This is a genomic window from Roseibium salinum (genome assembly GCF_026240905.1).
Taxonomy (GTDB): domain Bacteria; phylum Pseudomonadota; class Alphaproteobacteria; order Rhizobiales; family Stappiaceae; genus Roseibium; species Roseibium salinum.
On the sequence record NZ_JAPEVI010000003.1, the window covers coordinates 4540875 to 4553889 of the forward strand.

The following is a 13015-nucleotide window of genomic DNA, read 5'->3' on the forward strand; positions in this document are numbered from 1 at the left end:
CGCTATTCGCCGTCATAGATGTAGCCGATCCCGCGCACCGTGCGGATGACTGCCGGCTTTTGCGGATTGGTTTCGATCTTGCGGCGGATCCGGGAAATGCGGATGTCGATGCTGCGGTCGAACGGGTCCCATGACCGGTCATGCGCCCCTTCGAGGATCTGGTCGCGGTTCAGGACGCGGCCGCGGTTGGTCGCGAAGAGCTTGAGCAGGTTGAACTCCATCGCGGTGAGGGGGATTTCCGTACCGTCCTCGTCGGAAAGTTTGGCAGCGCCAAGGTCCAGCCAGTACTTGCCGAAGCGGAAACGCTGGCGGGCGTCCTCGGCGGATGGCTTGCCTTCGGGCGACGGCAACGCCTTGCGGCGCAGCACCGCCTTGATGCGGGCCTCCAGTTCGCGCAGGTCGACGGGCTTGCCGAGATAATCGTCGGCGCCCATTTCCAGGCCGATGATCCTGTCGACCACGTCGCCGGCGGCGGTCAGCATGATGACCGGCGGGTTCTGATCCGCCTCCAGGCTCCTGAGGACCGACAGGCCGCTTTCGCCAGGCATGTTGATGTCGAGCAGGATCAGGTCTGGCATCCCGCCTTCCAGCGAGGCGCGCAGCTCGTCGGCATTGGCCGCCTGCGAAATCCGGAAGCCCCGCCGTGACAGATATTCCGCCACCATGCCGCGGACTTCCGGTTCGTCGTCACAGACCAGGATGTGTTGTTGCTCGCTCATTTGTGCCCCCCGCCGCGTGCATGCTCCAGCATTCGCTGCGCCAGGGCGCGCAGTTCGGACGGGGCGATCGGTTTTTCAAGGTAAGGCCTGTCGGCACTGTCGAGGAAACCGCGTGCGGACGGGCTCATCGTGTCGCCGGTGACGAAGCCGACCCTGTCGGCCATCTCGGGCAGGTCCCGTGCGATGATCTCGTAGAACCCGCGGCCGCCGATCCCGGGCATGTTGAGGTCGCTCAGGATCAGGGCATACGCCTGCTTGCGGGCGAGCGACAGGGCGGTTTCCACCGATTGGGCATAATCGACCCGGTATCCGTCACGTTGCAGGATTTCCCGGATCAGGTCAGCGACATCGGCCTCGTCGTCGACGACGAGGACGCGCGTGGCAGATACTGCGCCGGCTTCGGACTGGCTCAGGCTGTCCGCAGCAGTTTGCAGCGACGATACCGGTAGCCGCAGCACGAATGTCGCGCCCTTGCCGGGCGCGGACTCCAAGCGGATCTGGCCGTTATGCGACGTGATCACGCGGTGGCAGAATGCGAGGCCGATTCCGGTACCCTGGCCGACCTCCTTGGTGGTGAACAGCGGGTCGAAGATACGGCTGCGGATAGATGAGGGCACACCAGGACCGTTGTCGCTGACGCGCAGCTCGATCATGCCCGCCGCCTTGTCGAACGTCGATGATATGGTGATCCGGTCGCCGGTTCCCGATGCGGCGATCGCCTGATCGGCATTGGTGATGAGATTGATCAGCACCTGGACGAGCTGGTCCGCATCGCCCTGGATCGACGGAAGGTTGCGCGCAAGGTCGATCTCGACGGAAGCCTTCAGGCCGCTTGCACCGTTGCGCAGCGCTTCGATCGCGATCTCGATGGTTTCCTCAAGGTCCATCGGCGCGAGCCGCGCCGGCTGCTGCCGTGCCATTGCAAGAAACGACTTCACGATCCGCGCACAGCGTTCGGCGGCTTCGGAGATCTTCTCGAGCCGGCGCAGGACCTCGGGATCCGCCGTCTCCTCGCGCATCATCAGCGCGTGGCCGACAACGACCGACAGCGGATTGTTGAGTTCGTGCGCGACGCCGGCGAGTAGCTCGCCGAGCGCGGACATCTTCTCGGCCTGGAAGATCTGCTCGCGCTGTTCGGCGAGCTTCTTCTGCATCTCCACTTCCCGGGACATGTCGACCGTACTGGAGACCACGACCTCCTCGCCGCGATAGTCGATCACCCTTGCCGAGACGGCGCAGGGGAAGGTCGATCCGTTCGGCCGTACGCCGGTCACCAGCATGTCGTCGACCCTGCCGTCCGGCAGAAGCGCGGTGACGAAATCCGCCCGTTCCTCCCGGCTGGCGAAATGCTCCTGCGAATTGTGCGTGGTGCCGAGAAGCTCTGTGGCGGCGGGCGAGCGATAGATGATGTGCCCGTCGCCGATCCGCGACATGACGACATTGGCCGGGCAGGCCTCCAGCACCTTGCGCAGGAGGATGTCCGCCTGGCGTTCGTGCTCCTCGTACTGACGCTTGTCGGTGAGGTCCGACTGGGTGACGACGAAACCGCCGACCGGGGTCTGGCGCATGGCGATTTCATGCATGGCGCCGTTGGAAAGTTCGATCTCCAGGAGCGCTGAGGTGTCGGCGCCGGTCGCAAGCCGGTTTTCCATCCAGCGCAGGCGATCCAGCGTTTCTGAGGAAAGGGCGCCGCGCAGACCGCATTCACGCAGGATGAGTTCCCACCCGATTCCCGGTTCCAGCAGGTCGGCAATCAGCGGATTGAGCTCGCGGTAGCCGGCGTTGCAGCGCACCAGCCGCGCTTCCTCGTCGAAGAGCGCCAAACCTTCCGACATCGCCTCGATGACTTCGCGGAGCATGTCCGGCGAGCTGTCGCCTTGGCGAGGCGGCGTACCGTCCGCCCTGTCCGCCGGCATGTCGGAACGAAGGATCATGACTGCGACCCGTAGGTTTGCGGCTGGTCGGCGACGGCCTCCATGCGGAAGATCTCGGTTTCAGTGCCGCCGACAAGCTCACGTGGGCCCATCGATATGCGATTGAACTTCGCTTCGACCAGTTGAGCGATCTCGCCGTCAGCGGCAACACTCATCGGTCCGGCGTGTCCGCGAATGCGCAGGGCCCGCGTCACGGCCGGGCCGAAGACGTCGTAGATGTATTTCTGCACGCCGACCACGGAGCCGATCACCGCTCCGGTGGAGATGCCGATGCGGCACTGCCACTGGACCGGATGGCTGCCATTGCGTTGCTTGAGGTAGCGCAGGAAACGGATGGCGGCGTTCGCCACGGACATGGCGTGATCGGGAGCGGCATCCGGCATGCCGGAGACGGTGATATAGGCATCGCCGATCGTCTTGATGCGTTCGCAGCCGAACTGTTCGCCGATCCGGTCGAAGGCGCTGTAGATGTCGTTGAGTTCGCTGACGATGACGCCCGGATCGAGTGTGGCGACCATGTCGCCGAAGCCGCAGAAATCGAGCGTGAGGACCGACACAGGGTCGTAGAGTCGGGGCGTGACCACGCCGAAGGTCTTGTATTCCTCGTAGACCGACCGCGGCATCATGTTGAGCAGGAGCTTTTCCACCTGCTCCTTTTCCCGCTTGAGCTCGCGGGTGTTGCGTTCGACCATCATGGAATAGGAATCGATCATCGACTCAAGTTCCTTGATACGGGTGATGTTCTGGCACACCAGCACCGCGATGCGCTCGCCGCCGTCGAGGGCGCGGTTGAAGTCCATCGCCACCGTCATCGTGCGGCGCTTGACCTTGAAGGTCGTCTCGGTCGCAAACCGTCCCCCGTCGGAGAGGGCCTCGCGCAGCGCCTCCGGGTCCAGGGAGCTGAAGAAATCCGTGAGCCGGGCATCGGCATCCGGTTCGCCGAACCATTCCGCGAAGGTGTCGTTGTGAAAGCGGAACTTGAATTCCTTCAGATCAAGCAGGGCGACACCGACGCCGATGGCGCGCAACAGTTGTTCGTTGATGGCTTCAATCGACATGATCTACACCACGATCAGCTTGCGGCGTTGTTCGAAACCCTGCACGACCGTCTCGACATCCTGAGGCGTCATTCCATGGTCGGTCAGCGTTTCGGCGAGGATCTCCGACAGCCTGTCGAAGTGACGGGTATGTATCTCCAGGTGATGGTGCATCCTGGAAATTTGTTCGTCCGTGTACGAGGCGGGACCGCCGAGCAGCGAGGAGATGAATTTTGTCTGGTGATCGACGATGCGTGCCATGTCGACATCGTCGAAGAACGGACCGATGTCGTCGTCGTCAAGCAGCCGGTTATAAAGATCGAGTACGATGCGGCTGACTTTCGAGAAGCCGCCATACTTCTGGAAAAGCGTCTGTTCCATTTCCTGTACCTGCCTAGCCCGGACCGGTGCACTGAGGCTGCCCCGGTCTCCCCTCTCCAATGCAGGAAAATCTTGCCCCACGCGTGCGGTGGGAGGCAAGCGGAAAGCGGAGAAATCCGGGATTCTGGCTCCGTCCTGGCGATGATGAGGGTAATTGAATTGATGCCCCACGACCCGCATCGGTCCTGCCCCTTGAGAACATGTGCGTTCTTCGATCGCTCATGACTAATATCGCCACGTTTCAGGTGCGTTTCGCAGGGAGGAGGGGAGTGTTTCAAATGTTTCAATCCGGCTGAGGCCCGCGCCGAAACAAATGAAACGCAGCGGGCGGCGCCGCGAAATCCGCCTGAAACGCAAGCTTGCGATCGTCTTGCCATCGGAAAACGAACTTTGGAGAAGACGATGTTGAGTACAGTCAGGAATGTCATACAACGCCAGGTGAAACGGTCCCGTGACCGGCGCGCCTACGAAATGTTGCTGATGAGCGAGGATCGGCTGTTCGCCGATATCGGCGTGAGCCGCGACGAGGTGGCAAGGTGCATCCGCAATTCACGCTACCTGTAACGAGGGGGTTTCCTCCCGTTCATCAACGGCCCGCCGGCAACGGCGGGCTTTTGTCGTTGTCAGGGTATGGTCCTGTAATATTGAACGCGCAGCCGTTTTGGCGTCCAGTGCATTCAATTTTACGGGGCCATACCCTCGGGCGCTTGCCGGTGCCATTCCTGCATCCGTCGGAACGCATCCCGGAACTGCCCGCCTGCCTCCTCACGCGGCCTGTAGGCCGCGTTCGAAGGCGGACTGCATCCACTCCTGCTCCTGCTTCATGACGGCGTTGAGCCGCTTGTGCAGGGTCTTCAACTCTTCAAGGCTCCAGCTGAGCGAGGCAATCGTGTCGGTGACCTCGAACAGCTCCCGTGCGAGTACGTCGCGTGCTTCCTGGTAGCGGTCGAGCGTGCCGCCGGCGATTGCGCGCGCAAGGATTTCGGCGTCCCGCAAGGCATCCGTCATGCCGTGGGCCGTCAGAGGATCCTTGAAATGGCTCGCGTCGCCGACCAGGGTCCAGCCGGGACCGGTGGCCCGGCGCATGTGACCTTTCTGGCCGGGAAAGCCGATCGGCCGCGAGGAAAGCGTTGCGCCGGCAAGCGCCTCGCGAAGCTCCGGGAAGCTGGCCGCCACGGCGAGCAGCCCTTCTTCCAGCGAACCGCGCATGCCGGAAAGATAACGCTCGCGCGGGACCCCGACAAAGACGCATGTCTGGCCGTCATTGGTCGGTATGACGCCGGCCGCTAGGCCCGGTACGAAATACGAGCGGTTGCCGCGATGTTCCATGCCGTCGAAATAGCCGTAGACGAACGACGTCGCGTTGCGGGAATGTCGTTGGATCTCGGCATCGGCAAAACGTGCCACGGACGAGCGCCGCCCGTCGGCACCGATCACGATATCGCCCGTCACGGAGAACGTTCCCCCGCCTCCAGCGCCGGCGAGGATGCCGCGTACCCGGTCGTCGGGGCCATGTAGCAGTCCCCGGCAGGACAGGCCGTAGCGTGCGTCGACACCTGCCTCGATGGCCGCGTCCGCGAGGACGCGGTCGATGACATAGCGGCGGGGTGCATAGAGCGCGTCGACGCCGTGCAGCGGCTTGATTTCGAATTCGATCGCCTCGTCTCCATAGAGATAGGCAGCGGTGCGGATGGGCGGCGTGCCGGCGTGCCTGATCCGGTCGAGCACGCCCCATGAACCGAGCTGCATCACGGCGCCGCGCATCAGCGCGTGCGTGGAGAGCGTGTCGCTTCCATGCGCGCTGCTGTCGATCATCAATACCCGCGCGCCCTGACGGGCGAGCAGCATGGCGGTGGCAGCGCCTGCGCAGCGCGCGCCGACGACGATGGCGTCATAGTGCTTGGAGAATGTCCCATTGAGCGGCATGGCGGGTTCCTTTCAGGCAATCTGTTTCGGGGATGTGGTTCAGGTGGCGGGCAATATCGGCGAGGAGCTCCTCGGCATCCCGGCCGACACCGTCGATGAAGGTGGAGGACCGGCGGCGCATGAACGGCAGGCCGAGGACGAAAAGCCCCGGCACGTCGCTGACGCCGCCGATGTTGCGGATCTCGCCTGTTTCGTCGACGACCGGCAGTTGCAGCCACGGATAGCTGCGCCGGTATCCGGTCGCCCAGACGACGGTGCGTATGCCCGCCGCGCGCAGGTCCAGGCGGGTGATCTTGCTGCCCATCGCTCCGGGCCAGGCCCAGGCGAGCGGGTCCTGCGGCGCATTCAGCCCGTGGCCTTCGATGAAAGTGTCGATGCGCGCCAGCAGCTTGCGCCGCCGCTCTTCCGCGGCCATGCATTCGTGCGAAAGGTCGGGCGCGACGCCGAGAAGATCGCCATCGGCGCCGATGGCATGACCGACAATGCGCACCCCGCGTTCCGCAAGCCGAGGAAGATCGAGCGCGTGCCGGCCGGGATGACCGATCAACTGCAGGGACGGCTGCCGGATCAGCTGCCGTGCGTCCGCATCGGGCGAGCGGCCTTCGTCCAGGAAACCGCAGGCGTCGAGCCAGGCCATGATGTCCCTGCCGCGATAACAGCGGGGAACGCGCACGTGCCGGCCGGCAGCGACCGTCACCTGATGGCCGGCCCGGTGGATTTCGTCGGCAAGCTGGATGCCGGTGGCGGACGCGCCGACCACCAGGACGCCGCCGGCCGGAAGGTCGCGGGGCGACCGATAGCGTTCGGGGACGATCTGCTCGATGTCATGGGAGAGGCCGGAGGCCCAGGCCGGCACATTCGGCCGGTCGCAGGCACCGGTTGCCACCACGACGCTTCTTGCGTTCCAGACGCCGCCGTCGGTCGTGACCCGGAAACCCGAGCCCTCGGTTGAGAGATCTATAACGCGGGTACGCGTTTCCACCGGCGCATCGAAGGACGAGCGGTAAGCTTCGAGGAAGCGGACGACATCCGTGCGCCGCATGAAGCCGTCCGGATCGTTTCCCTGATAGGCGTAGCCGGGAAGCCGGGTCATCCAGTTGGGTGTGAGGAGGCGCAGGGAATCCCAGCGTTCGGAGTGCCAGCGTTCGCCGACATTGCCGCGCTCGATCAGGACATGATCGATGTCGGCGTCCGTGAGGCAGCGGCTCATGGCAAGTCCCGCCTGGCCGGCGCCGATGATCAGCACATCCGTTTGCTGGGGCACGATGCATCTCCATCAGTGAGGTGGATGGATCCGATGGCGGATCCGTGAACGGGCTCAGGAGTAGCAAGTGCTTGTTTCAGCACGACTTCTTTGCTGAAGTTCCACGTTTCATTTGTTTCGAAAGGGACCGCCCGGCAGCAAAAGGCCCGCCGGGAGGTTTCCGGGCGGGCCTTGCGGTAATGGTTCCGGGCTGAGCTGCGGGTCAGCGGCGGCCGGGAACATGATAGACCGAGCTCTTGTCGGTGCCGTTCAGGAAGGGGAAGTGCAGGCGCTCGAACTGGGTCCGGATCTGCGTCTTCTTCTTCGGAAAGTGGTTTGAAACGATGGTCATGGTTCTATCTCTTTGTGAGGGAGAGGGGAGGAGGCGGGCGTCGTTCACGCCCGCCGGCATGAAATCAGGCTGTCTTGATGTCGATCGAAACCGGCACGCCGTTGGTGAGCACGTCGAAGACCGCGGAACGGGCAACGGACTGCTGGACGATCTGCTGCAGCTTTTCGGCCGGAGCGTCGCCCTTTATCTTGAAGGTCGCGCGGATGCCGTTGAAGCCGTTGCGGACTTGGTCGCTGAGGCCCAGGATGCCGAGAAGGTTGATATCGCCTTCGACGGTGGTCTCCACGGATTCCAGCTTCACCTGGCGGGCCGACGCGATGTTGCCGATGCCGGCAGTGATGCAGGCCGAGAGCGCGGCGAGCAGGAATTCGACCGGGGTCGGCGCCTTGTCGGTGCCGCACAGGACGCCGGGGTGATCGCCTTCCATCATGAGGTCGGTGTCGCGGGTCTGTTCGCCGCCGGCGCCGAAGTAACCGTTGATGTTGATGCGGCTGTGGGTGCCGCTCAGCCACGCGCCGTTGGCGCGGAAGGTGAACCTGGCGAGATCGCGCTGTTCGTTGACGGCGCCGATCGTGGCCATGAGCGTCGGTACGTCGATGCCGTTCATTGCCATCTTCTCGGATTTCATCGGAGCGTTCATGTTCATTTCCTTTCAAGCGTTCGCGGCGGCTAACCGGGCCGGCGCGGCGGGTCTGTTTGGAGGTCACGGCGGGACAGGATCTGACGGCCCTGTCGTTCTCGCCTGGTGACAGTTCTAGAAGGCCCATGTTTCAGTCCGATGCCGTCGCGGCAGGGGCTGCGTTTCGATTGTTTCGGATTGTGCTTCGGTTCGGTTTCCCTGCGGCGTGCACGCATGAAAAAGCCCCGGTCGCATGAACCGGGGCCGAAGTTCAGACGGGCAAACTGCACATCTAGCGCGGGTGCACCCATTTCGGCAGGAAGTCGTAGGGGTCGCCGGCGACATCGTCCCGGAAGGCGACACGGTTTTCGGCAAGCATCCGCTGGAGACGCCCTTCCCGGAAATAGTCGAATGTCTCGGTGCATCCGCCGACATGCCTGCCGCCGATGAAGACCTGCGGGATCGTCGGTGATCCGGTTCGTGCATGGAGCGCCACGCGCAGGTCGCCGCCGAGATTGTCCTTCTGCCAGGCGACGGAGTCGAGATCGACCGAGCGGTACGGGATATTGCGGCCGTCGAAGAACTTGCGCAGAGCCCAGCAGAATTCGCACCATTCGAGCGCGAACATCACCACCGGTTCCTCGTCGTCGCAGATGATCGCATCCAGCCGTTCGACGGCCTCCGGTTCCGGTTCCGGTGCTTCCACGGGTGCGAGCTTTGCGGCCTGCGGAGAGGGGGCCGGAGCGCCGATCCGGTATCCGGGTGTCGACGCGGCGATGGCCTGCTCTTCGTCATCCATGATTTCCGGCACATGCTCGAAAAGCGGCGTGGAGAGATAGCGTTCGCCGGTATCCGGGATCATGCACAGTATGGTCGAGCCGGGCTCCGCCACCTCGGCCACCTGGAGCGCACCGGCAAGCGTCGCGCCGCCGGAGATGCCGCAGAAGATGCCTTCCTGCCTGGCAAGTTCGCGCGAGAGGCGCAGGGCTTCCATGCCGCTGATCGGCATGACGCGGTCGACATGGCCCGCGGCGAACGCATCGTTCGTCAGTTTCGGAATGAAGTCCGGTGCCCAGCCCTGCATGAGATGCGGCCGGAACATCGGATGGCTCGCGGCCGCTGACCCGTCGCCGTTATAGGACTGGCCGATGCCGCTCGCGATCAAGGGGGCATTGTCTGGCTCGCAGGCGATGATCTGCGTCTCGGGACGGTGGCTCTTCAGGATGCGCGAGACACCCCGCAAGGTGCCGCCCGTGCCGAAGCCGGAAACCCAGTAGTCGAGACGCCTGCCTTCGAAATCGGCGAGGATTTCCTGCGCTGTGGTGCGCGAATGATAGTCGGGGTTCGCCTCGTTCTCGAACTGGCGGCAGAAGAACCAGCCATGCCTGTCGGCCAGCTCCCTTGCCTTGGCGACCATTCCGGTGCCCTTTGCGGCGGCAGGTGTCAGCACCACGCGCGCGCCTAGAAAGCGCATCAGTTTGCGGCGTTCGACGCTGAAGCTCTCGGCCATGACGACGACCAGCGGATAGCCCTTGCGGGCACAGACCATGGCAAGGCCGATGCCGGTGTTGCCGCTGGTCGCCTCGACGACGGTCTGGCCGGGCTTCAGCGCGCCGGACTTCTCGGCCGCCTCGATGATGCCGAGCGCCAGCCGGTCCTTCACCGATCCGAGCGGATTGAAGGCTTCCAGCTTGGCGTAGAGATTGATGCCCGCCGGGGCGAGCTTGCTGATGCGGACGACCGGCGTCCGGCCGATCGTGTCCAAGATGCTGTCATACGGTCCGGCCATGGCGGATCTCCGATAGTGCGGTTTCAACGATGTCCGGATTTTATCGGGCGGGCGCCGTGCCCAATAGGCGCATTCAAGTTGCAATTGTAGCAATTGTAAGCGCCCGAACCGTTCGCCTGAAGCAATCGAAACACGTGTCGCCGGCCAGGGAAATCGTGCGGAAACGTGCGCCCGGCAGTCTCCCTCCATACTGATAAACGGCGCGGGAATTTCCTCGCCTCTGTCCCCGGAGGGGAAATCGATGACACTGGAATCATTTGCCGCCCGGCCGCTCGCAGCGAGCGACCATGGCGGCGTCAAGGCGGCGCTTGGCGCCACACTCGGCATGGCAACCGGCTTCGGCTCGCTGGCCCTGACCTCGGTCTTCATCGGGCCGCTGGGAACCGAATTCGGATGGTCGAAATCCGAATTGAGCCTGTGCTACACGCTCGCGGCCGTCGGCATGGCCATCGGGGGTGTCGTCTGGGGACGTATTTCGGATCGCACCGACATCCGCTACCTGCTCTACATCGGTGGGGCCTTCATCGTCCTGCCGTTGCTGATCATGTCGCAGGCGACGGACCTCTGGCAGTTCTATGCCGCGAACCTGATGCTCGGCGTTGCGGGGTTCGGCTGCCTCTATGCGCCGCTGGTCTCGGCGGCGGGCGAATGGTTCGAGAGCCGGCGCGGGCTGGTGATGGGGATCGTCACCGCCGGCGGCGCGCTCGGACAGGGCGTGATGCCCTATGCCGCGGAGAGCTTCATCTCGGCTGTCGGCTGGCGGGAGGCTTTCTTTCTCGTCGCCGTTGGCGTGCTCGTCCTGCAGTTGCTCGTCGGCGTGCTGGTAAGGCGGCGGGGCCCGGCTGCCGTCGCCGCGTGCCACAATGCCGTCGGCCGCGGCCGGTCCGGCACCTTGCAGCGCCCCCGGCTGATGCTGCTCGCGCTTGCCGCCTTCCTGTGCTGCGCCTGCATGGGCACGCCGCTGGTCCATCTTGCCGGTTTCGTGACGTCGGTCTGCGGTTCCTCGGCTTTCGGCGCGACGAGCCTGCTTGTGGCGATGATCTTCGGGGCGATCGGCCGGGTCTGTTTCGGCATGATCGCCGACCGGTACGGGAACCTATTCAGCTACGGCAGCGCGTCGCTGCTGCAGACCCTGTGCATTCCGGTCTTTCCGCTGCTGCAGTTCGAACTGCCGATACTGGCCCTGTCGGCCGTCTTCGGCTTCGGTTTTGCCGGCAACATGACGTGCCTGATCCTGTGCGTGCGGGACGAGGCGCCTGCGGAGGCGTTCGGCGGCGCGATCGGACTGGTGATGTTCATCGCCTGGGCCGGCATGGGTGTCGGCGGCTACCTGGGCGGCGCGCTGTTCGACCTTTCCGGCGCCTACGGCCTGCCGTTCCTCGTGGCAGCGCTCTTCGGTGTCGCCAATCTTCTGGTCCTGGCCGTCCTGGGCCTTTTGCGCAGGACGGCCAGGCAGACCGGAAGGAGCACATGAGGCGAGCGGTCACGCGCTGGCGAACGCGTCCTTGTACCGCTCGCGCAGGACGTTCTTCTGCACCTTGCCCATGGTGTTGCGCGGCAGGCTGTCGACGAGGACGAGTTTGCGCGGGTGTTTGAAGCGTGCCAGCGAGGAGCCGGCCGCCTTCAGGATGGCCTCAAGATCCGGATCCACATCGGGATCCGGGACCAGAACGCCGAGAACGGTTTCCCCGAAATCCGCGTGGGGCACGCCGATCACCGCGCTTTCCGACACGCCCGGCTGGGCGTCCAGGACAAGCTCGATCTCCTTGGGATAGATGTTGTAGCCGCCGGAGATGATCAGGTCCTTGTTGCGGCCGACGATGTGGACATAACCGTCCTCGTCGATCTTGCCGAGATCTCCGGTGATGAAGAAACCGTCCTCGCGCAGTTCCGCCGCGGTCTTGTCGGGCATCTGCCAATAGCCCTTGAAGACGTTCGGGCCCCGCACCTCGATCTGGCCCACCGTGCCGTCGGGCAGTGTCGTGCCCGTGTCCGGATCCGTGATCTTCAGCTCCACGCCCGGCAGCGGAAAGCCGACGGTTCCGGCCCGCCGTTCACCGTCATATGGGTTGGAGGTGTTCATGTTGGTCTCGGTCATTCCGTACCGTTCCAGAATGCGGTGGCCGGTGCGTTCCTCGAACTCGCGATGGGTATCTGCCAGGAGTGGCGCGCTTCCGGAAATGAAGAGCCGCATGTGGCTGGTAAGCTCCCTGGTGAACCTGGGGTCCTGCAAGAGCCGAGTGTAAAAGGTCGGCACGCCCATCATCGTCGTCGCCCGCGGCATCCAGTCGATCATCGCGTCCTGGTCGAACCTGGGCAGGAAGATCATCGAGGACCCGGCTGCCAGCGTGACATTGGTGGCGACGAACAGTCCATGGGTATGGAAGATCGGCAGCGCGTGCAGCAGGACGTCCCGGGGCGTGAAGTGCCAGTGCGCCGCAAGCGTCACGGCGTTGGACAGCAGGTTGCCCTGGGTCAGCATCGCGCCCTTGGAGCGCCCGGTGGTGCCGGAGGTATAGAGGAAGGCGGCAAGGTCGTCTTCGGTACGTTCCACGGTCGGATAGATCGCCGGCATGACGTCGGCAAGATCGCTGAGCGTACCGGACCCGTCCGCGTTCAGGGTTTCGAGCCGGGCGCCCGAGCGCGCGGCGACCGGGGCAAGCAGTGCCTGGCTGCCGGCGTCGCAAATGACGGTTTTCGCACCGCTGTTTTCGATGAAATAGCTCAGCTCGTCGACGGTATAGGCGGTGTTCAGCGGCAGAAAGACTATGCCGGCCTGGACGCAGGCGGCATAGAGCGCCAGCGCCGTCGGCGACTTCTGGACCTGGGCGGCAAGACGGTCTCCAGGTTGCAGTCCGCCGCCGGTCAGCACGTGTGCGATCCGGGCCGCCGTTCGCAGGAAGTCAGCATGGGTGAGAATGGTGCCGTCCGGAAGATGCAGGAACGGGGTATCCTTGCCCGCGTGCTTTCCGAAAAACCGGTCATAGAGTGGGTTGGTCATGGTCACAGTTCCCC

At 64.2% G+C, this 13015-nt stretch carries 12 protein-coding genes; 2 read left to right on the plus strand and 10 right to left on the minus strand.

What is annotated here, in order from left to right; translation table 11 throughout:
* Positions 1–2 precede the first annotated feature (2 nt).
* Genes ON753_RS25610 through ON753_RS25625 form a run of 4 tightly spaced genes read right to left on the minus strand, consistent with a single transcriptional unit; the run spans position 3 to position 4071 of the window.
* Positions 3–719 (minus strand): response regulator, encoded by a 717-nt coding sequence (locus ON753_RS25610; RefSeq protein WP_265966823.1) that lies wholly within the window; start codon positions 717–719, stop codon positions 3–5.
* Positions 716–2653: a hybrid sensor histidine kinase/response regulator gene (locus ON753_RS25615; protein ID WP_265966825.1), complete on the minus strand. Its 1938-nt coding sequence runs from the start codon at positions 2651–2653 to the stop codon at positions 716–718. The genes ON753_RS25610 and ON753_RS25615 overlap by 4 nt, the downstream gene beginning before the upstream one ends.
* On the minus strand, positions 2650–3711 hold the full coding sequence (locus ON753_RS25620) for an adenylate/guanylate cyclase domain-containing protein (protein ID WP_265966827.1): 1062 nt from the start codon (positions 3709–3711) through the stop codon (positions 2650–2652). The genes ON753_RS25615 and ON753_RS25620 overlap by 4 nt, the downstream gene beginning before the upstream one ends.
* A 3-nt stretch (positions 3712–3714) precedes the next feature.
* Complete coding sequence (locus tag ON753_RS25625; protein ID WP_265966829.1) at positions 3715–4071, minus strand: group I truncated hemoglobin; 357 nt, start codon at positions 4069–4071, stop codon at positions 3715–3717.
* A gap of 402 nt (positions 4072–4473) precedes the next feature.
* Between ON753_RS25625 and ON753_RS25630 the strand changes: the two genes are divergently transcribed.
* The gene (locus ON753_RS25630) at positions 4474–4635 is read left to right on the plus strand and encodes a hypothetical protein (RefSeq protein WP_265966831.1); all 162 of its coding nucleotides are present in this window, start codon (positions 4474–4476) and stop codon (positions 4633–4635) included.
* A gap of 201 nt (positions 4636–4836) precedes the next feature.
* On the opposite strand, the gene ON753_RS25635 is transcribed toward ON753_RS25630, so the two are convergent.
* The 5 genes from ON753_RS25635 to cysK form a co-directional block, all read right to left on the minus strand.
* Positions 4837–5997 carry an NAD(P)/FAD-dependent oxidoreductase gene (locus ON753_RS25635; protein ID WP_265966833.1) on the minus strand — a complete coding sequence of 387 codons (1161 nt, stop codon included), beginning with the start codon at positions 5995–5997 and terminating at the stop codon, positions 4837–4839.
* Entirely contained in the window at positions 5963–7261 is a 1299-nt protein-coding gene (locus ON753_RS25640) for an NAD(P)-binding domain-containing protein (protein ID WP_265966835.1), read from the minus strand. Before ON753_RS25640 ends, ON753_RS25635 begins: the two co-directional genes overlap by 35 nt.
* A gap of 202 nt (positions 7262–7463) precedes the next feature.
* Positions 7464–7592 (minus strand): hypothetical protein, encoded by a 129-nt coding sequence (locus ON753_RS25645; RefSeq protein ID WP_265966837.1) that lies wholly within the window; start codon positions 7590–7592, stop codon positions 7464–7466.
* A 64-nt stretch (positions 7593–7656) separates the two neighbouring features.
* A complete protein-coding gene (locus tag ON753_RS25650) occupies positions 7657–8232 on the minus strand; it encodes an OsmC family protein (protein WP_265966839.1) in 576 nt (191 codons plus the stop codon).
* 271 nt (positions 8233–8503) lie between these two features.
* Positions 8504–10000, minus strand: coding sequence for a cysteine synthase A (gene cysK / locus ON753_RS25655; protein WP_265966841.1), 1497 nt, complete (start codon positions 9998–10000; stop codon positions 8504–8506).
* A gap of 241 nt (positions 10001–10241) precedes the next feature.
* Between cysK and ON753_RS25660 the strand changes: the two genes are divergently transcribed.
* Positions 10242–11474, plus strand: a complete 1233-nt coding sequence (locus ON753_RS25660; RefSeq protein ID WP_265966843.1) for an MFS transporter — start codon at positions 10242–10244, stop codon at positions 11472–11474.
* Positions 11475–11483: 9 nt separating this feature from the next.
* Here the strand turns inward: ON753_RS25660 and ON753_RS25665 are convergent, their stop codons facing one another.
* A complete protein-coding gene (locus ON753_RS25665; protein ID WP_265966845.1) occupies positions 11484–13001 on the minus strand; it encodes a malonate--CoA ligase in 1518 nt (505 codons plus the stop codon).
* Positions 13002–13015 lie beyond the last annotated feature (14 nt).

Coding starts and splice junctions, on each gene's coding strand:
- ON753_RS25610 (WP_265966823.1), bottom strand. CDS start 719: ATGAGCGAGCAACAACACATCCTGGTCTGTGACGACGAACCGGAAGTC.
- ON753_RS25615 (WP_265966825.1), bottom strand. CDS start 2,653: ATGATCCTTCGTTCCGACATGCCGGCGGACAGGGCGGACGGTACGCCG.
- ON753_RS25620 (WP_265966827.1), bottom strand. CDS start 3,711: ATGTCGATTGAAGCCATCAACGAACAACTGTTGCGCGCCATCGGCGTC.
- ON753_RS25625 (WP_265966829.1), bottom strand. CDS start 4,071: ATGGAACAGACGCTTTTCCAGAAGTATGGCGGCTTCTCGAAAGTCAGC.
- ON753_RS25630 (WP_265966831.1), top strand. CDS start 4,474: ATGTTGAGTACAGTCAGGAATGTCATACAACGCCAGGTGAAACGGTCC.
- ON753_RS25635 (WP_265966833.1), bottom strand. CDS start 5,997: ATGCCGCTCAATGGGACATTCTCCAAGCACTATGACGCCATCGTCGTC.
- ON753_RS25645 (WP_265966837.1), bottom strand. CDS start 7,592: ATGACCATCGTTTCAAACCACTTTCCGAAGAAGAAGACGCAGATCCGG.
- ON753_RS25650 (WP_265966839.1), bottom strand. CDS start 8,232: ATGAACGCTCCGATGAAATCCGAGAAGATGGCAATGAACGGCATCGAC.
- cysK (WP_265966841.1), bottom strand. CDS start 10,000: ATGGCCGGACCGTATGACAGCATCTTGGACACGATCGGCCGGACGCCG.
- ON753_RS25660 (WP_265966843.1), top strand. CDS start 10,242: ATGACACTGGAATCATTTGCCGCCCGGCCGCTCGCAGCGAGCGACCAT.
- ON753_RS25665 (WP_265966845.1), bottom strand. CDS start 13,001: ATGACCAACCCACTCTATGACCGGTTTTTCGGAAAGCACGCGGGCAAG.